Origin of the sequence: Roseibium hamelinense, from assembly GCF_007830545.1 — a bacterium.
Lineage (GTDB): Bacteria > Pseudomonadota > Alphaproteobacteria > Rhizobiales > Stappiaceae > Roseibium > Roseibium hamelinense.
On record NZ_VLLF01000001.1, the window covers coordinates 448881 to 465612 of the forward strand.

18 protein-coding genes are annotated in these 16732 nt (G+C 56.9%); 16 read left to right on the forward strand and 2 right to left on the reverse strand.

The window, feature by feature from the left end:
* The first annotated feature begins 47 nt into the window (after positions 1-47).
* A complete protein-coding gene (locus tag JM93_RS02105; RefSeq protein ID WP_145340409.1) occupies positions 48-1238 on the forward strand; it encodes a GAK system CofD-like protein in 1191 nt (396 codons plus the stop codon).
* A gap of 12 nt (positions 1239-1250) precedes the next feature.
* Here the strand turns inward: JM93_RS02105 and JM93_RS02110 are convergent, their stop codons facing one another.
* A complete protein-coding gene (locus JM93_RS02110) occupies positions 1251-3920 on the reverse strand; it encodes an EAL domain-containing protein (protein ID WP_145340410.1) in 2670 nt (889 codons plus the stop codon).
* Positions 3921-4391: 471 nt separating this feature from the next.
* Here JM93_RS02110 and JM93_RS02115 point away from each other — a divergent pair, with 471 nt between their 5' ends.
* The 4 genes from JM93_RS02115 to JM93_RS02130 are packed head-to-tail and all read left to right on the forward strand — an operon-like array spanning position 4392 to position 8336.
* Positions 4392-5345: a metal ABC transporter solute-binding protein, Zn/Mn family gene (locus tag JM93_RS02115; RefSeq protein WP_196220760.1), complete on the forward strand. Its 954-nt coding sequence runs from the start codon at positions 4392-4394 to the stop codon at positions 5343-5345.
* A complete protein-coding gene (locus JM93_RS02120) occupies positions 5342-6184 on the forward strand; it encodes a metal ABC transporter ATP-binding protein (RefSeq protein WP_244300739.1) in 843 nt (280 codons plus the stop codon). Before JM93_RS02115 ends, JM93_RS02120 begins: the two co-directional genes overlap by 4 nt.
* Positions 6181-7404 carry a metal ABC transporter permease gene (locus tag JM93_RS02125; RefSeq protein WP_145340411.1) on the forward strand — a complete coding sequence of 408 codons (1224 nt, stop codon included), beginning with the start codon at positions 6181-6183 and terminating at the stop codon, positions 7402-7404. The genes JM93_RS02120 and JM93_RS02125 overlap by 4 nt, the downstream gene beginning before the upstream one ends.
* A complete protein-coding gene (locus JM93_RS02130) occupies positions 7404-8336 on the forward strand; it encodes a metal ABC transporter permease (protein WP_145340992.1) in 933 nt (310 codons plus the stop codon). Before JM93_RS02125 ends, JM93_RS02130 begins: the two co-directional genes overlap by 1 nt.
* A 20-nt stretch (positions 8337-8356) precedes the next feature.
* On the opposite strand, the gene JM93_RS02135 is transcribed toward JM93_RS02130, so the two are convergent.
* On the reverse strand, positions 8357-8962 hold the full coding sequence (locus JM93_RS02135) for a hypothetical protein (RefSeq protein ID WP_145340412.1): 606 nt from the start codon (positions 8960-8962) through the stop codon (positions 8357-8359).
* 166 nt (positions 8963-9128) lie between these two features.
* On the opposite strand from JM93_RS02135, the gene flgB reads away from it, so the two are divergent.
* The 11 genes from flgB to JM93_RS02190 all read left to right on the forward strand — a co-directional run bounded on the left by flgB (position 9129) and on the right by JM93_RS02190 (position 16661).
* Positions 9129-9506, forward strand: coding sequence for a flagellar basal body rod protein FlgB (gene flgB, locus JM93_RS02140; RefSeq protein WP_145340413.1), 378 nt, complete (start codon positions 9129-9131; stop codon positions 9504-9506).
* Between the two features lie 4 nt (positions 9507-9510).
* A complete protein-coding gene (gene flgC / locus JM93_RS02145; RefSeq protein ID WP_145340414.1) occupies positions 9511-9927 on the forward strand; it encodes a flagellar basal body rod protein FlgC in 417 nt (138 codons plus the stop codon).
* 92 nt (positions 9928-10019) lie between these two features.
* A complete protein-coding gene (fliE, locus tag JM93_RS02150; protein ID WP_341873615.1) occupies positions 10020-10277 on the forward strand; it encodes a flagellar hook-basal body complex protein FliE in 258 nt (85 codons plus the stop codon).
* Between the two features lie 40 nt (positions 10278-10317).
* Positions 10318-11106, forward strand: coding sequence for a flagellar basal-body rod protein FlgG (gene flgG / locus JM93_RS02155; RefSeq protein WP_145340416.1), 789 nt, complete (start codon positions 10318-10320; stop codon positions 11104-11106).
* Between the two features lie 20 nt (positions 11107-11126).
* The gene (gene flgA / locus JM93_RS02160; RefSeq protein WP_145340417.1) at positions 11127-11591 is read left to right on the forward strand and encodes a flagellar basal body P-ring formation chaperone FlgA; all 465 of its coding nucleotides are present in this window, start codon (positions 11127-11129) and stop codon (positions 11589-11591) included.
* 4 nt (positions 11592-11595) lie between these two features.
* A complete protein-coding gene (gene flgI, locus JM93_RS02165) occupies positions 11596-12696 on the forward strand; it encodes a flagellar basal body P-ring protein FlgI (protein ID WP_145340418.1) in 1101 nt (366 codons plus the stop codon).
* Between the two features lie 133 nt (positions 12697-12829).
* A complete protein-coding gene (locus JM93_RS02170; RefSeq protein WP_208994875.1) occupies positions 12830-13360 on the forward strand; it encodes a MotE family protein in 531 nt (176 codons plus the stop codon).
* Entirely contained in the window at positions 13361-14065 is a 705-nt protein-coding gene (flgH, locus tag JM93_RS02175) for a flagellar basal body L-ring protein FlgH (protein ID WP_145340419.1), read from the forward strand. It begins immediately after the preceding gene.
* A 15-nt stretch (positions 14066-14080) separates the two neighbouring features.
* On the forward strand, positions 14081-14593 hold the full coding sequence (locus JM93_RS02180; RefSeq protein ID WP_208994876.1) for a flagellar basal body-associated FliL family protein: 513 nt from the start codon (positions 14081-14083) through the stop codon (positions 14591-14593).
* Positions 14593-15333, forward strand: a complete 741-nt coding sequence (gene fliP, locus JM93_RS02185; RefSeq protein WP_145340420.1) for a flagellar type III secretion system pore protein FliP — start codon at positions 14593-14595, stop codon at positions 15331-15333. Before JM93_RS02180 ends, fliP begins: the two co-directional genes overlap by 1 nt.
* 281 nt (positions 15334-15614) lie before the next feature.
* On the forward strand, positions 15615-16661 hold the full coding sequence (locus JM93_RS02190; RefSeq protein WP_170230482.1) for a flagellin N-terminal helical domain-containing protein: 1047 nt from the start codon (positions 15615-15617) through the stop codon (positions 16659-16661).
* Positions 16662-16732 lie beyond the last annotated feature (71 nt).

Consider the following 16732-nt stretch of genomic DNA (forward strand, 5'->3'; position numbering starts at 1 on the left):
TTAAGTCTATCGGGTCATGACCGGCCACACCAATACCGGATGGAACTTTGTCTGAGATCAGCGTTACCCGAAGCGTTTCATTGCCCGATCCCCTGCGGATCGAAAGATGTTTGAGCCAGCCGGATCTGGGCCCCAGATTGCTTTTTTTCAGTGGCGGAACAGCTCTGAACGGGATTTCACAGGCGCTCAAGCGCTACACCTACAACTCGGTTCATCTTGTGACACCGTTTGATTCAGGCGGCAGTTCGCAAGGGCTTCGGCGGGCGTTTGACATGCCGGCCATCGGGGATTTGCGGAGCCGGCTGATGGCCCTGGCGGATGAGACCGTCCTCGGGCATCCGGATATTTTTGAGCTGTTCACACACCGGTTCAAAAAGAGCGTGGGCAAAAAAAACCTTGAGCGCGAGTTGAACGACATGGTCGAAGGATCGCATGCGCTGGTTAAGGCCATCGAACAGCCCATGCGCACGCTGATCATGAACCAGCTGGGTGTCTTCCGGGCGGCAAAACCGGACAGCTTCGATTTACGTGGCGCCAGCATTGGCAACCTCATCCTTGCGGGCGGCTATCTCAACCAGCAGCAGGAACTGGAACCGATCATCTTTCTGGTATCCAAGCTCGTCGGTGTGCGGGGCACGGTCCGGGCGGTGGTGGATGACAATCTCCATCTTGCTGCCGAACTTGAAGATGGCTCTTTGGTCATCGGTCAGCATTTGATAACGGGCAAAGAACATGAACCGCTGACGTCACGGATCAAGCGGCTGTTCTTGAACAAAAAAGGTGCCGAGCTCAAGCCGGCATCTGCGAAATTCAGCAAACGCAACAGGAAGATGGTTGGAAGTGCGGATCTGATTTGCTTTCCGCCGGGCAGCTTCTATACAAGCGTTTTGGCCAATCTTTTGCCGTCAGGGGTCGGCTCGGCCATTGCCAACCGGACAGTGCCAAAGGTCTTTATTCCCAGCCTTGGAACCGACCCTGAAGCCCCCGGGCTGTCGGTAGTTGAGCGCACCGATATCCTGCTTAAAACCCTTAGAGCGGATGCCGGGGACAAGGTACGTGTCCAGGATCTTTTGAATTTCGTTGTGCTGGACAAAGGCACGCACAAAGACGTGGGCGCGATTTGTGCCGGCCTACAAAGCCGGGGTGTTGAGCCTATTCTAACGGATCTTGTGTCGCGCAACTCGCAGCCCTTCTACGACCCGGAACGGGTTTGCGAGATGCTGGTCTCTCTGACCTGAGAGCTCCCCGGCCTATGCGGTTGCTGCGTGCTTTAACGGAGCACAATGATAGGGCAGTTCGGCCCGGGGCATTGGTTTTGCGAAATGATAGCCTTGTCCCAGGGGAACGCCGATGGCCATCAGGAAGTTATGGTCGACCTGGGTCTCGATGCCTTCCGCGACCAGTTCCAGGTCAAGTTTGCGGGCAAGATCGACCACACTGCTGACGATCGAGGCACAATCCGGGTCTGTGGTGACGTCGGCTACAAAGCTCCGGTCCAGCTTCAGCTTGTCGAACTTGAACTTGTGCAGATAGGACAGGGATGAAAACCCGGTTCCGAAATCATCCAGTGCCAGCCGGACACCGAGTTCGCGCAATGCCTCCAGTTCACCAATGCAAGCAGTGTCCGGCTGCATGAACACGCTTTCGGTGAATTCCAGTTCCAGCCGGTCTGGAGCAAAGCCATATGTTTCAAGAGCTTTCTGGACGCATTTGGCGAAATGACCGGTTCCGATTTGACGCGGAGACAGATTGACCGCAATCCGCGCGCCGTCGGTCCAGCTTTGCGCTTCCCTGACCGCCGTCATCAGAACCCACTCACCAATGTCACCGATCAAGCCCAGGTCTTCAGCGATTGGAATGAATTCGGCGGGGGATACATAGGTGCCATTTGGGCACCGCCATCTGATGAGCGCCTCATAGGCCTTTGTCTCCTGTGTATCGAGTAAGACAATCGGCTGGTAGTATAGTTCAAAGGATGTGTTCAAATCAGCCCGCAACAGCTTGTTTTCAATTCGCTTTCTCCGCGCGAAACTCTGTTCGATTTCTTCGTCAAAGACCCTGAAGCTGCTGCCCGGCAGGCCTTTGGCCGCATAAAGCGCGCCGTCGGCCGGGAAAATGGCTTCGGCCGTGGTCGAAAATTCATTCGGAAACACGGCGGCACCTATGCTGATTGATATGTCGAGGAACAGGTCGCCAACTTTGCAGGGTGTCGAAAATGCAAATGCGACCTCGCTGGCGCGACGCTTCAGCTCGTCCTGATCTGCCGCATTGATCAACAGCGCAAATTCGTCGCCTCCCAGGCGCAACGCTATTTCGCCGTCTCTTGCGCATTGCTTCAGCGTCCGGCCAAGCGTCCTCAGAACTTCATCGCCGACCGTATGACCGAACGTGTCATTTATCATTTTGAACCGATCCACATCGACCAGCAACAGCGCATTGGGGGGCTCAAGGGTGGCCTCTGAGTCAATTTTTTGTGCTAACACTTTTTCGAAGACCGAGCGGTTTTTGAGCCCGGTCAAGGCATCCGTGGTTGCTGCGATCTCGATCTGTTCTGAGGCGCGGACCTGGTCGGTAATGTCTTCGTGCGTCTCGACCCATCCTCCGTCCGGCATCGGCCCGATGGTAATGGCAACAGTTCTCCCATCAAGCAGCGGCATGCGTGAACGCAGGATCTTGCCGGAAGCAAGTCTATCCCGAATGGTTTTGACGGCCTTTTCCGCCGGAATATGAAAAGTACCGCGCTTTTGATGCCAATCGAGAATATTGGAATAGGGCATTCCGGCGACGACCGTGTCCTCGGGAAGATTAAAAATCTCGCGGGCCTGATCATTCCAGATTATGAGGTTGCCGTCCTTGTCGATCACGGCAAGGCCGTGTTTCATCGAGCCAAGGGTTGCTTCAAGCTCGTTGGCGAGGATTTCTGCTTGCTGGCGCTCCTGCCTCAGGTGGTCTTCTAGCCGTCTCGATTGACTGACATCCTGCTGGATACCGGTCAGCGTTGACTCAGAGGGATCGCCTTCCGCGGTTCCGCTTCCCTGAATGCAGATCCACGCTGTTTCCCCATCCCCGCGCTTCAAGCTCACGTCAACCGAAAAGGTCGCCGTCGAACAGCAGGCCTTCTTGAGAGTGCTGTGAAGCTTCTCCCGGTCTTCTTCGACCAGCAATGATTGCCACTCGCTGAGCGTCAAGCTTCTGGCGGCGTTTTCCAGGCCGTACATCGCCGCAGTAAACCCATCGAAGCGTGCCAAACTTTTTGCCTGATCATACTCCCAAACGCCCGCTTGTCCGGCGCGCATCGCCAACTTCATGATGATGGCTTCCCGGCGGGCTTTGCGGTTGCGCTCATAAAGGCGTTGAAACAGACGGATCAACAGACCCAGCACAAGTACGCCGGTGAAGTTGCCGAGAACGAGCATAAACCAAGCGATCTCGAGAATTGACAAGCCAAAGGCAATTCCCTCGTCAACAAAAAATGCGGGCAGGGTACAGAGGGTGCCCACACCAGCCACTAAGCTGAGTGTTATCGTGGTCAGCTTAGGCTCTGCCGGCCCCAGCAGACGCCGCAATCCGTAGCCGACAATGGCATAGATGACCAAGCTCAATGCGCCGCCGACAGCCATTGGGCCTCCAACGGCAAGCCGTGCCGCGCCTCCCATGGCAGCTGTAATCGCCGCAGAGATTGGGCCGCCGATAAATCCAGCGAGGAGGGCGGGTCCCGCTCTCGTGTCAAAGGTTGCCCCGAGGGACAAGGTGATCGGTGTATAAACAACGAGGATACACAGGGCGCCGAACAAGAGGCCCAGGAAAACCTCGCCACGGATTGAAGCATACGTGTTGCGTACGAGCAGGACGATCGCGGCGCCAACTGACAAAAGCGCGGCGTTCGATGCCAATCCTGTAATGAATGACCAATCAGCCATCCGCCATCCGTCTCGTTCATGGTGTCTATGTTAAATTACGTAGCGAAAATTTTATAAAGTGTGAAAGTATGCGTGTAAACATTGGCGTTTGTTTTGTCCGCGCCTGTTTCATTGGCGGGTACGGATCTATTTTTGCGGTGTCGGTGAACACGTCGCTCGCCCGGACAAATTTCGGTCTTTTGTTCGCCGATCGGCTCCAATGCTCTTGGTTTCATTGCCTTTTTTCAGCAACCGATCAGGTGATCGGGTCATCACACGTGATTTCACAAGTGGTTGGCAATAGGCGACTTCGGCTTCGCAAAACTTTAAGCCTCGGGTCGTGAAAGCCTTGAAGATTTCCGCTTCTCATCCAATTGATGCAATTGCAAATTAGTCGCAATAAAGTTGACAGTTGCGAGTCGTTTGCATTAGCAATAATAACCAAGATGCAAGATTGCCGGATGACCGGCGTATTTGGTGAGGGATGTAAGAATGCTGACACGGCGTGGTTTGATGGGAATGGCAACAGCTCTGGCCATTTTGCTTCCCGGTGCTTCTGCATGGGCAGCAGAGAAACTTGATGTCGTGGCCACGACCGGGATGATTGCGGATGCCGCGCGCCAGGTGGGTGGCGATCTTGTAGAGGTCAAGGGGTTGATGGGCCCTGGCGTTGACCCGCACGCCTATCGCCAGACCCGTTCGGACATCGTTGCCATGGCAAATGCCGATCTGGTTCTGTGGCACGGCCTTTATCTTGAAGCCCAAATGGAACAGTTTTTCGATGGTCTATCGGAAGATGGTAACGTGGTTGCCGTCGCCGATAGCCTTCCCAAAAATCTTCTCATCAGCCACGATGACTACGACGACAAATATGATCCCCATGTCTGGATGAACCCGAATTTGTGGTCGCGTGTTGTTCTGAATGTTCGTGACGCCCTGATCGAAACCCAGCCCGAAAGTGAATCCGTCTTTCGGGAAAATGCCGAGGCGCATTTGGCAGATCTGACGCGGCTTGCCACTTACACAACTGAAGTCTTGGCCTCGGTTCCAGCGGAAGAACGCGTTTTGCTCACATCACATGATGCGTTCAACTATTTCGGATCGGCATACGGCTTTGAGGTCATGGGAATCCAGGGGATTTCGACAGAAAGCGAGGCTGGTCTTCAAAGAATTGCTGCTCTGGTGGATGAACTCGTCGAGCGCAACATCAAGGCCGTATTCGTTGAAAGCTCGGTATCCGACCGGAACATAAGGGCGGTGATCGAAGGTGCGGCTGCGAAAGGCCACACAGTAAAGATCGGCGGAGAACTGTTTTCCGATGCCATGGGTGAACCTGGTACCTATGAGGGCACGTATATCGGGATGATCGACCACAACGCGACAACAGTGGCGGGGGCGCTCGGCGGTCAGGCACCCGAGCGCGGCATGCAAGGATTGTTGAATTGATCACACCCAAAGCGACACCTTCCGGCAATGTGGAGTTGGCCTTCGACCAGAAAAGGCCAGCTGAAACCGCGCAAAAGATTGAAAGGTCGCCGCTTGCGGTGCGCGGGCTGACGGTGTCTTACGGCCAAAAACCCGCTGTCTTTTCGGTTGATGCGACCTTTGAGCCGGAGGCGATGACCGCGATCATCGGCCCGAACGGCGCCGGAAAATCGACGCTTCTGAAGGCGTCGCTGGGTGTTATTCCCCGATTGTCCGGCGATGTCACGGTATTTGGGCAGCCGATTGAATTGGCGCGTGAAAAGATTGCCTATGTACCTCAGCGGGCAAGCGTCGATTGGGACTTTCCAACCACAGTGATTGATGTGGTGTTAATGGGTCTTTACCGCTCCGTCGGACTTCTTGGACGCATCAAGGGAGTGCACCGCGCGCGCGCACTCGACTGTCTTGAACGCGTTGGAATGGCAGACTTTTCCTCGCGGCAGATTGGCCAATTGTCTGGTGGTCAGCAGCAGCGTGTGTTCCTTGCAAGGGCGCTTGCCCAGGAGGCGGAGCTTTATCTTCTGGACGAGCCCTTTGCGGGTGTCGACGCGGCGACCGAGCGGGCCATCATCAATGTTCTGAAGGGTCTAAAAGAGCGTAGAAAGGCCGTGGTCGCCGTGCATCATGATCTTGCAACGGTTCAGGCCTATTTTGACCACGTGTTCTTGATCAATGTTCGGAAAATCGCCGAGGGCCCAGTTGCCGATGCGTTTACCGCCGACAGCCTCCACGCCACCTATGGCGGCCGGTTGGCAACGGCACATATCGATCAACTGAACATCGCGGACAGCGGCGTATGAGCAACATCGTTACGGCACTGTTTTTGGGTGCTGGATACAATGCCGCCCTTGTCGGCATCGGGGCTTCACTTCTTGGCTTTGCCGCCGGCGCTGCCGGTACGTTTTTGTTTTTGCGCAAACGCGCACTTGTCTCCGATGCGGTGGCGCATGCCACATTGCCAGGTGTCGGGCTCGCGTTCATGCTCATGGTTTTTCTAGGTGGTGATGGCCGGAATCTTGTCGGCTTGCTGGCCGGGTCCATGCTCACTGCCTGGATCGGACTTCTCCTGGTTGAGTGGATGGCCCGGCGGACCCGGCTTGCCGAGGATGCGGCTATCGGAGCGGTTCTGTCGGTCTTTTTCGGCGCGGGCATCGTTTTGCTGACCATCATCCAAAACATGTCACAAGGCCGTCAGGCCGGACTTGAGAGTTTCCTGCTCGGCTCCACTGCCGGAATGCTGTTCCAGGATGCGGTTGTGATTGCAATTGGCGGTACGCTTGCGGTTCTGGCGACTTACGTGCTGCGCAGGCCTATGACCATGGTGGCGTTCGACGCCGAATATGCTGCAGCGTCCGGCATGAATGTGCGGCGGATCGATCTGACTATGATGGGCCTCGTGATGGCGGTCACCGTCATCGGCCTGAAACTGGTTGGTCTCATTCTGATTGTCGCCATGTTGATCATTCCGGCGGTTACGGCGCGGTTTTGGACCGAACGCAGCGACCGGGTGATCTGGTCGGCGGGCATCATCGGCGCGGTTTCCGGCTATGTCGGGGCTGCCATTTCTGCCTCGGTCCCGGCCATGCCGACAGGTCCGATTATCGTGCTGGTATGCGCGGGCCTGTTTTTGTTTTCCCTGTTTTTTGCGCCCTCGCGGGGCGTCGCCGCCGCGATCATCCGGCACTACCGGTTTCAAAAACGCGTGCATTGGCGCCAGGGGTTGTTGTCCGTGTCCCGTGGTGAACCGATCCACGATCCGATGACCTTGCGCGTGTTGCGGAAGGAAGGGCTCTTGCGGGCCGATGGCGTCGCGACCGAAGCAGGGCGCGCCCGTGCAGCTAAGATCGCACGGGATGAGCGCCGCTGGGATATTGCACGCGAAGTGCATCAGGATGCGGGCCTGACCGGCCGTTATGACGGTTTGACGCCGATCGAAGATGTGTTCACACAAGATGAGATTGACGAGTTCGACAGGATCATTGGCGGCCCTGTTTCGGTTCAAGGGCAGGGGGCTGCATGATGGGTAGTGAATTTGTCATGTTCTCGCTGACCCCGCTTCTGATCGGCATTTTCGCCTCGATTGCATGCGCGCTTCCGGGCAATTTTCTGGTTCTTCGCCGTCAGGCCCTGATTGGAGATGCGATCAGCCATGTAGTTCTGCCGGGCATTGTCGTTGCTTTCCTGTTTACCGGTGTCGTGTCCGCCGTGCCGATGCTGCTCGGGGCCGCCGGAGCTGCTGTGGTCGCAGTTGTTTTGATCGAAGCGGTTAAGCGGTTGGGCCGGATCGAGCCAGGGGCCGCAATGGGGGTGGTGTTTACATCGCTATTTGCCGGCGGGGTTCTTCTTTTGGAGCAAACAGACACCTCGACGGTGCATCTTGACGTGGAACACGCGCTGATGGGCAATCTTGAAAGCCTCATCTGGTTCAAGGCCAAGGGCTGGCACTCGCTCCTTGATCCAGCCGCACTTGCTTCAATCCCGGACGAGTTGTGGCGAATGGCGGCAGTGTGCGTTCTCATGATCTTACTGACCGCGGTTTTTTGGCGCCCGCTCAAAATCTCGACCTTCGACGAAGGTTTCGCGCAGGCACTCGGTTTGCCGATTAATGCGATCAGTTTTGGATTGGTCATTGCGGCGGCGATTGCAGCGGTTGCCGCGTTCGATGCGGTTGGCTCGATCATTGTGATCGCCATGTTCATCTGTCCGCCGGCGGCGGCCCGGCTGATGACCAACAGGCTGGAGGTCCAGGTCCTCTGGAGCGTCGCCTTTGCAACACTTTCGGCCATTCTCGGATATGTGTTTGCCGGGTACGGGCCGCTGTGGTTCGGGTCGGCGAATGCCGTCAGTGCGGCTGGTATGATCGCAGCCGTGTCCGGTGTCATACTGGGGCTTGCCTGCCTGTTCGGCCCGCATCGATCAAGAATTGGCGCTGGCCGGGACGCGGCAGCGTAAGGACGATCGCGCTCTGGAATTCACTGGTTGTACGGTGTCACCGGTGGCTCTAAGGGGCTCGGCCCCGGCGGCGGGTCGAGCGGTCCGCGTTCGGTGCCAAGATCACTGGGCCGCCCTGGAGATGGCACCGGATAATCATATCCATAGGCGCCGGGACCTCCGTGAAGTGTCGGGTCACCAAGCGTCTGAGGGTGATGCGTGATGGCCGAATTCTGATTCTGACACAGGCGGAAGGCCATGTCGTAGAGCGCGTTCCAGCCTTCCGGTGTTGAGCCTAGACTGTCCAGAACGCCCAGCGCACCGCCCGCCAGCGCGCCCCGCCGTGCGCCGCTCGGTCCCCGCCAGGCACCGCCTGCGACCGCGCCGCGCATTGCACCATCCACGGCATCCAGATCCTGATTTCCGCTTCCAATGTAGGAATTGGCATAGCTGCGCGCATAGGCATCGCAATCAACCGGTTGGGCCAGAGCGCTTTCCGCGGAAAGCAGCAACAGTGCACAGACCGTGGGCAGAACGCCTTTCAGCCTTGCTGCGCGCTGTGAGGGGCGAGGTTTGCGCGGTCCCGGCCTGAGTGGCGGCGAGCCGCTCAAAAGAACAGCGTCATAACGTGTGCGATCAATATACATGCGGTGTTTCCAAATCACGCGAACCAGGATCTGCAGAGGTCTTTATCAGCCGGAGTTTGTCCAGGGCTGACCCAGGCATCCTATGCCGGTGTCATCCTTCAACAGCCTCGGACAAGGTTGTGCTTTTAGACCTTTATGCGAACCAAGCTCGTTTGGAGGTCGTTCGATGGAACCAGTGTTCCTGACAAAACTAATTTCCCAAAACAACGACTGGCTTTCGGTCAGGCAAACGGCCATTGCGCAGAATATTGCAAATGCAAACACGCCCGGCTTTTCCGCTAAGGATGTCGAGCCATTCGTGTCCGTGTTAAGCAAGTCTCATTTGGCAATGACCGCGACCCACGGCAGCCATATGGGAACAGCGACCGAAATGCCCAGGACGGGCAAAATGGAAAAAGCCGACAGCTGGCAGATCACCCATTCGGGCAATAGCGTGAGTGTTGAGCAGGAATTGATGAAAGCAGGCGAAGTCGCCCGCACACATTCGCTGAACACCAGCATCGCAAAGTCTTTCCACCGCATGTACCTGACAACACTGAGGTAGATCCATGGCTGATCCCTTGACCGCAACCATGCATATCGCCTCGTCGGGCCTCCAGGCTCAGGCGGAGCGGATGCGTGTTGTTTCCGAAAACCTCGCAAACGCGCGTTCGACTGGCGAGGTGGCCGGATCCGATCCCTATTCGCGCAAGACCATAACGTTTGAAAGCGAGATGGACCGGGCGCGCAATGCCGAGATGGTGCGCGTGAAAGATATTGGTGTCGACAAGGCTCCGTTCACGGTCGAGTACGAGCCCGGCCACCCGGCTGCGGATGAAAATGGCTACGTCAAAATGCCGAACGTGAATGTCCTCATGGAAATGGCGGATATGCGCGAAACCAACCGGTCTTACGAGGCCAATTTGAAAGTCATGACGCAGACCCGCGAAATGGTCATGCGTCACATCAGTTTGCTGAGTGAGTGACCATGATTGATGAAATCTCCGCGCTAAGCGCAAGTTCCAACAGTGTTATGAGATCCACCTCCGAGACACGTTATGTTTCTCAAGGATCAGAAATGTCCGCCTTTGGTGTCACCGAGACGGCCCCGGCGGGCGAAATGAGTTTTTCTGAGGCCATGGCAAACGTCTCCATGGATGCAATCAACAAGGTCAAGCAGGGCGAAGCTGCCGCTTTGTCCGGCGTTGATGGCCAAGCCTCGGTTCAGCAGGTGGTTGAGGCCGTTATGGCCGCTGAGGCCAGTGTGCGCACAGCCGTTGCCATTCGCGACAAGGTGGTTGCCGCCTATCAGGAAATCAGCCGGATGACGATCTGACGGCCGTTTCTCAACGGTCCCCGTTTTTGGAGAGTTTAACATGAAAGCCCTTGCTATCGCCGCAACCGGCATGAGCGCACAGCAGCTCAATGTGGAAGTGATTGCGAACAACATTGCCAACATGAACACAACCGCATTCAAGCGGGCACAGGCTGAGTTTTCCGATCTTCTTTATCAGGCAGAACGTCTGCAGGGAGTACCGAACCGCGGCGGTGAAGATCCGGTGCCGGAAGGCGCGCAGCTGGGTCTTGGGGTAAAGACGGCGGGTATCCGCAAGCTGCACACACAGGGCACATTGACCAACACGGGCAACCAGCTGGATGTCGCGCTTGATGGCCGTGGCTGGTTTGAAATCACCGGTCCGGATGACGAGATCCTTTATACCCGCGCAGGTGCCTTCAACAAGAACGCCGATGGCCGTTTGGTCACGATCGACGGGTACGCCGTTGAGCCGGCCATCGTGTTTCCTGAAGACACGATCGACATCGCGATTAATGAATCCGGTCAGGTATTTGCCCAAGTCGATGGCGAACTTGCTCCACGTGAGCTGGGTCAGCTGACGCTGGTCAACTTCGCCAATGATGTCGGGCTTGAGCCGATTGGTGGCAACTTGTTCCGCGAGAGCGAAGCCTCCGGTGTGCCAATCAACGGCGTGGCCGGCGATCCGGGCTTCGGCATTATCCGCCAAGGTTACACCGAAGCCTCAAATGTGGATCCTGTAAAGGAAATCACTGCGCTGATTTCCGCACAGCGCGGCTACGAGATGAACTCGAAAGTCATCAAGGCCGCTGACGAAATGGCCGGTACGGTCACCAACGGTATCCGCTAAGCGTTAAAGGAGAGGTAGACATGGTTGCTCGCAGTCTTGCATTGGCATTTGGGCTCTGCCTCTCGCTTACCGCACCGGTTCAAGGTGCGAGCCAGTCCGGCGTCGATCTGCCGGTCCCGAAGGTGACCATTCATCCGGGCGATGAACTCAACACAGACAACGTGATCATTCGCCGGTTCCCGCGTCAGACCACGCAGCAATTCGCTGTCATGACAGACCGCTATGCGTTGAAGGGCATGGTTGCACGCCGCACGCTTCTGCCGGGCAAGCCGATCCCCACCACTGCAGTTGAGGCCGAGGTTCTTGTCCGCCGGGGCGAACCGGCCCGCCTGGTCTTCCAGGAACAGGGGCTGACGATCGTTATGCAGGTTGAGGCGATGCAAAACGGGGCTGCAGGGAAGGTGGTCCGGGTCCGGAACATTGACAGCGGTCTGGTTGTCACCGGCATCGTGCAGTCGGATGGCACCATCCGGACAGGGAAGTAACCCCATGCGTTTTCTTTTAGCTTGTTTTATTTGCATCGGGCTTGTCTTTCCGGCCCAGTCCATGGTCCGGATCAAGGACATCGCGTCCCTTCAAGGGGTGCGTGACAACCAGCTTGTCGGCTATGGACTGGTCATTGGTCTGAAGGGGTCGGGTGACAGTCTTCGCAACTCGCCGTTTACCGAGCAGTCTCTGCAATCCATGCTCGACAGTCTCGGGGTCAATGTGCGCGGCGCGCGCCTGCGGACCCGGAACGTTGCCGCAGTTGTTGTGACTGCGGAACTTCCGCCATATATCAGCAAGGGATCAAAGATCGACGTCAGCGTTGCCTCTCTCGGTGATGCCACGTCGCTTGCTGGTGGAACACTGGTTGCAACCCCTTTGCTGGGCGCGGACGGTCAGATTTATGCGGTCGGTCAGGGGCCGGTCGCCGTGTCCGGTTTTCAGGAGCAGGGCGCTGCCGAGACCTTGTCGCAGGGTATCCCGACAGCGGGGCGGGTGGCCAATGGCGCGCTTGTCGAACGGGATCTGCCGGCTGAGTTTGCCAATATTCCAAGCCTTGTTTTTGAATTGAGCAACCCGGATTTCAGGACAGCAGTGCGGGTGGCAGATGCCATAAACCGCTACACACGCGAGCGCTATGGAGTTTACACAGCGCGAGAGCAGGATCTGCGCTCGGTCAAGCTGACGCCGCCGCCGAATGTCAGCCTTCCCCGGTTTATTGCGGAAGTTGAAGCGCTTCGTGTCCGTCCGGATCAAACCGCGAAGGTGGTGATCGACGAACGCACGGGAACGGTTGTGATCGGCCGGGATGTTCAGATTTCGACCGTTGCTATCACGCACGGAAACCTGACAGTCCGGATCACAGAGGCTCCCGAAGTCTCGCAGCCGTCGCCGTTCTCGCCAAACGGGGAGACCGTTGTTGTGCCGCGGACCTTCGTCGATGCGCAGGAGACCGGCGGCCAATTGGCCTTCGTCGGCGGGACGGACTTGCCAACCCTGGTGCGTGGCCTCAATCGGATCGGACTGCGTCCAACCGGGATCATCGCGATCTTGCAGGCGATCAAATCCGCAGGCGCTTTGCAAGCCGAGCTGGTGGTGCAATAGCAAACGGGCTTGGCGTGGGCCGGAGTAGAGAAGAGTATGGCGCGGTTTTCGGACCGCGCCTTTTTTGTTTCCAGCCCCGCACAAGGAGCGTGCCCGAGTATGGCGCTGGAAACGATAAAGGGGACTGTCGTCCATGAAACGCTTTTCAACGGGAACCGGTCTGTTTCGCGGATTTCTCGTCTTCGGAGCGCTTGCGGTTGCCGCCTCCAGCGCGACTTATGCGCAAGCGCCGATGCCCAAGCCGGACATTCCGCAGCCGCGCGAAGATGCCGTGCTCTACTGCGAAAACACCGCGGACAAGGCTGCCGAGGCGCGTTTGCAGTGGCAGACCTGGAAGCTGGTATCCCTGGAAGCCAAACTGCGCTCGCGGATCGAAGAGCTGAACCGCAAGCAGAAAGAATTCGAAGTCTGGGTCGAACGCCGCGAGAAACTTCTGGAAGAAGTAGAAGGCCAGGTCGTCCAGATCATCGCGCGAATGCGGCCGGAAGCCGCTGCGGCCCAGCTTGCGACCAGCGATGACGACACGGCAACCGGAGTTCTTTTGAAACTCAAGGCGCGGGACGCCAGCAGCATTCTTGACGAAATGGACCCTGCACGCGCCGCGCAGCTGACCCAGTCCATGGTCGGATTTACAAACGATAACGATAAAGACCGGAGTTTTTAAATGGTTCGTGCCGCTGGCCTTATGTGTGCGCTGCTTTTGACCGGGTGCGCCGGGCAACTCGAGGATGTTGGCCGGGCGCCAACCATGACACCTGTCGGGTATGGCCTTGCGGCGCAGCCGCCGGCAGTTTACCCGCTGAATACTTTCGGTCCGTCTGAGCGCAAGGACTACAATTCACTTTGGGTCAACGACCGCGACGACTTCTTTTCAGATCCCCGTGCCCGCAAGGTGGGCGATGTTCTGACTGTTCAGATCGCGATCAATGACCGCGCAGATCTGGAGAATTCGTCCGACCGCAGCCGATCCTCGAACGTCGGCCTGGGCGGCAACTTTTCTGCAGGTTTCGATGGCGATACGACATCCGGCGATGCGGATATTTCCGGCAACAGCGGATCGTCGTCAATCGGGCAGGGGTCCATCGACCGGTCTGAAGAAATCGAATTGTCGGTTGCGGCTGTCGTGACCGAACGGTTGCCGAATGGAAATCTTGTGATTTCCGGATCCCAGGAAGTCCGCGTGAACTACGAGATGCGGATCTTGCAGGTCGCCGGCATCGTGCGCCCGCGTGACATTCAGTCGAACAACAGGATCGACTACGACAAAATTGCCGAAGCCAGGATTTCCTATGGCGGACGCGGCCGGATTACGGAAGTCCAGCAGCCTGGCTGGGGTCAGCAGGTCTACGACATCATTACGCCGTTCTAAGGGATCTGACGAGCCATGGCCAAGTTGCTAGTCGCGCCGGATGAGGAACCCCGGCGCCGGGACGATAGCTCGGGGAACTCCGGGTTCTGGGCAAGCTTCTTCTTGCTCACCTTGATTTCGGTCGGTACCGGCGCCTTTGTGGCGTTCCAGTCGGTCGAAATGACCAAGGAAAGTCTTTCCGCAGAGTATGAGCGTTCAAGAAACCAGCCAGCCATTGAGCTGAACTACGAGGACAATGCCCGCCTGCGCAAGCTTGATCCGCTGGTTACAAATCTGGCGGCGCCGACCGATGCGTGGGTGCGGGTCAAGGCTTCAATCGTGCTCTCGGACGAATTCACCGACGATGTTGCCGTGTTGACCGGACATATCGAGGAAGACATGCTGGCCTATCTGCGCACCTTGACCATTTCGCATCTGGAAGGTGCTGTCGGCCTTCAGCATTTGCGCGAGGACCTGAACGAGCGTGCAAAGGTCCGCTCCAACGGTCAGGTCCATGAAGTTATCCTTGAATCGCTGGTGATCCAATAATGCGGCTGATTTTAAGTCTCGCGTTCCTGGTGCTGTTTGCCGGGGCAGCGCACGCCCAGGTGCCGGACCTGTCCCAATTGTTGCCGGCGGGCGAGGCGAGTGCATCGGGGCGTATTGTCCAGATCATTGCGCTGCTGACCGTCTTGTCGGTCGCGCCGGGCATCTTGATCATGGTCACCAGCTTTATCCGGTTTACCGTAGCCTTTTCCTTTTTGCGCTCCGGCATCGGTCTGCAGACCACACCTGGCAACCTGATCCTGATTTCGCTGGCACTGTTCATGACGTTCTATGTGATGGCGCCGACATTCGACAAAGCTTGGGAAGACGGTGTTCAGCCGTTGATCAACAATGAGATCACGGAAGCCGAGGCCTATGAGCGCATCACAGAGCCTTTCCGGGAATTCATGCTGTCCCAGGTGCGCGAGCAGGATCTGGTGCTGTTCGACGATTTGGCGATCGGGCGGGTCACTGACGAACCGGCAGCAGCTCCGGAGGAAGTCGAGTTGAGGGTTCTGATCCCGGCTTTCATGATCTCGGAGTTGCGGCGCGGCTTTGAAATCGGGTTTCTGATTGCTCTGCCATTTCTGGTAATCGACATGATCGTGGCGACGATTGTCATGTCCATGGGCATGATGATGCTGCCACCAACCGTGATCTCGCTGCCGTTCAAGGCACTGTTCTTCATTCTGATCGACGGTTGGAATTTGCTCGTCGGAAGCCTTATCCGCTCGTTTGTATAGTTTCGAAACTCTCAAAAAAAACAGAGGCGTAAGTCACGTGCTTGCGCCTTTTTTCTGATTTAATTGCGCCCGATCTCATCGCTCAATGAAGCATGCGTCCCTTTCGTAAAAAATTTTTTGCTTGCGGTCAGCGTCGCACAAGCTATGATATTTACGTTGAAATTACACGACGGGTTGAGCCCCACCTAACCAGCTCAAAGGCATGACGCTGCCCCGCCGTCCCGGTGCAATTCCGGAATGTCCCACTCTCAACATCTCCTATGATTTGAAAGGGACATACTATGTCTAGCTTGCTTACAAACAGCTCAGCGATGACTGCTCTGCAGACGCTGACCATGACCAACAAAAACCTGGCAACCACTCAGAACCGGATCTCTACCGGCCTGCGCATCAACGATGCGGCTGACAACGCTGCTTACTGGTCAATCGCAACCACCATGCGGTCTGACAACAAAGCGCTGTCGACTGTCCAGGATTCTCTTGGCCTTGGTGCTGCAACTCTTGACACAACGTTCACCGCGCTGAACGAGTCGGTCAACATCCTTGACGAAATCAAGACAAAAGTTCTTGCTGCTCAGGGCCAGACACCGGCAAACCGTGCCAAGATCCAGGAAGACATCACTCAGCTGCAGTCTCAGCTGCAGACTTACGCCAACTCGGCTGTGACGTCTTCCGGCGACAACTGGCTGGCACGTGATACGCTTGCTCAGGACATCCAGCCGGACATCGTGGGTTCCTTTACCCGTGATTCGCAGGGCAACACCCGCATCGAAAAGATCACTGTTGATCTGACCGATGTGGTCTTGATCGAACGTAGCACAGCAGGTTCTGCGACAGGTCAGAACGGCCTGTTTACACGTGACCTTCTTGTTGCAGGTTCGTCTGAAAACGGCGCTGCCGGCACTGGTACAACAATCCAGACGGCTGCTAACACGGCCCTGGGTGCCGGTACAGCCGATCTTTCCCGGCTCGCCGCCGGTACCGGTGCCACTGTCACCATCTTGAACCTGGACATCACGGGTCTTGATGAATCGGCAAACGACAATGCTGTTCTGGAAGGTCTGGGTAACCTGATCGACAAGCAGATCGCTGCGCTTACCGACGCTGCAACCACGATCGGTTCGGCTAAGAAGCGTGTCGACAGCCAGATGGACTTCATCAGCGCACTGTCCGACTCCTACTCACGCGGTATCGGTCAGCTGGTTGATGCGGATATGAACGCTGAATCCACACGCCTGCAGGCACTTCAGACCCAGCAGCAGCTTGGCATTCAGGCTCTGTCCATCGCGAACCAGGGTTCTCAGAACATTCTGTCGCTGTTCCGTTAATTTCTCCGAATTTCGGAGGATATGGGCCGCGCTCCTTTGGGAGCGCGGCTTTTTTTATGCGCAACCCTCGC

What these genes read in the sequence shown, in the direction of transcription:
- flgH (WP_145340419.1), top strand. Translation starts at nt 13,361, where the DNA reads ATGGTTCGTGCCGCTGGCCTTATGTGTGCGCTGCTTTTGACCGGGTGC.
- JM93_RS02115 (WP_196220760.1), top strand. Translation starts at nt 4,392, where the DNA reads ATGCTGACACGGCGTGGTTTGATGGGAATGGCAACAGCTCTGGCCATT.
- JM93_RS02125 (WP_145340411.1), top strand. Translation starts at nt 6,181, where the DNA reads ATGAGCAACATCGTTACGGCACTGTTTTTGGGTGCTGGATACAATGCC.
- JM93_RS02180 (WP_208994876.1), top strand. Translation starts at nt 14,081, where the DNA reads ATGGCCAAGTTGCTAGTCGCGCCGGATGAGGAACCCCGGCGCCGGGAC.
- flgA (WP_145340417.1), top strand. Translation starts at nt 11,127, where the DNA reads ATGGTTGCTCGCAGTCTTGCATTGGCATTTGGGCTCTGCCTCTCGCTT.
- JM93_RS02130 (WP_145340992.1), top strand. Translation starts at nt 7,404, where the DNA reads ATGGGTAGTGAATTTGTCATGTTCTCGCTGACCCCGCTTCTGATCGGC.
- JM93_RS02170 (WP_208994875.1), top strand. Translation starts at nt 12,830, where the DNA reads ATGAAACGCTTTTCAACGGGAACCGGTCTGTTTCGCGGATTTCTCGTC.
- JM93_RS02190 (WP_170230482.1), top strand. Translation starts at nt 15,615, where the DNA reads ATGTCTAGCTTGCTTACAAACAGCTCAGCGATGACTGCTCTGCAGACG.
- JM93_RS02135 (WP_145340412.1), bottom strand. Translation starts at nt 8,962, where the DNA reads ATGTATATTGATCGCACACGTTATGACGCTGTTCTTTTGAGCGGCTCG.
- flgB (WP_145340413.1), top strand. Translation starts at nt 9,129, where the DNA reads ATGGAACCAGTGTTCCTGACAAAACTAATTTCCCAAAACAACGACTGG.
- fliP (WP_145340420.1), top strand. Translation starts at nt 14,593, where the DNA reads ATGCGGCTGATTTTAAGTCTCGCGTTCCTGGTGCTGTTTGCCGGGGCA.
- flgC (WP_145340414.1), top strand. Translation starts at nt 9,511, where the DNA reads ATGGCTGATCCCTTGACCGCAACCATGCATATCGCCTCGTCGGGCCTC.
- fliE (WP_341873615.1), top strand. Translation starts at nt 10,020, where the DNA reads ATGTCCGCCTTTGGTGTCACCGAGACGGCCCCGGCGGGCGAAATGAGT.
- flgI (WP_145340418.1), top strand. Translation starts at nt 11,596, where the DNA reads ATGCGTTTTCTTTTAGCTTGTTTTATTTGCATCGGGCTTGTCTTTCCG.
- flgG (WP_145340416.1), top strand. Translation starts at nt 10,318, where the DNA reads ATGAAAGCCCTTGCTATCGCCGCAACCGGCATGAGCGCACAGCAGCTC.
- JM93_RS02110 (WP_145340410.1), bottom strand. Translation starts at nt 3,920, where the DNA reads ATGGCTGATTGGTCATTCATTACAGGATTGGCATCGAACGCCGCGCTT.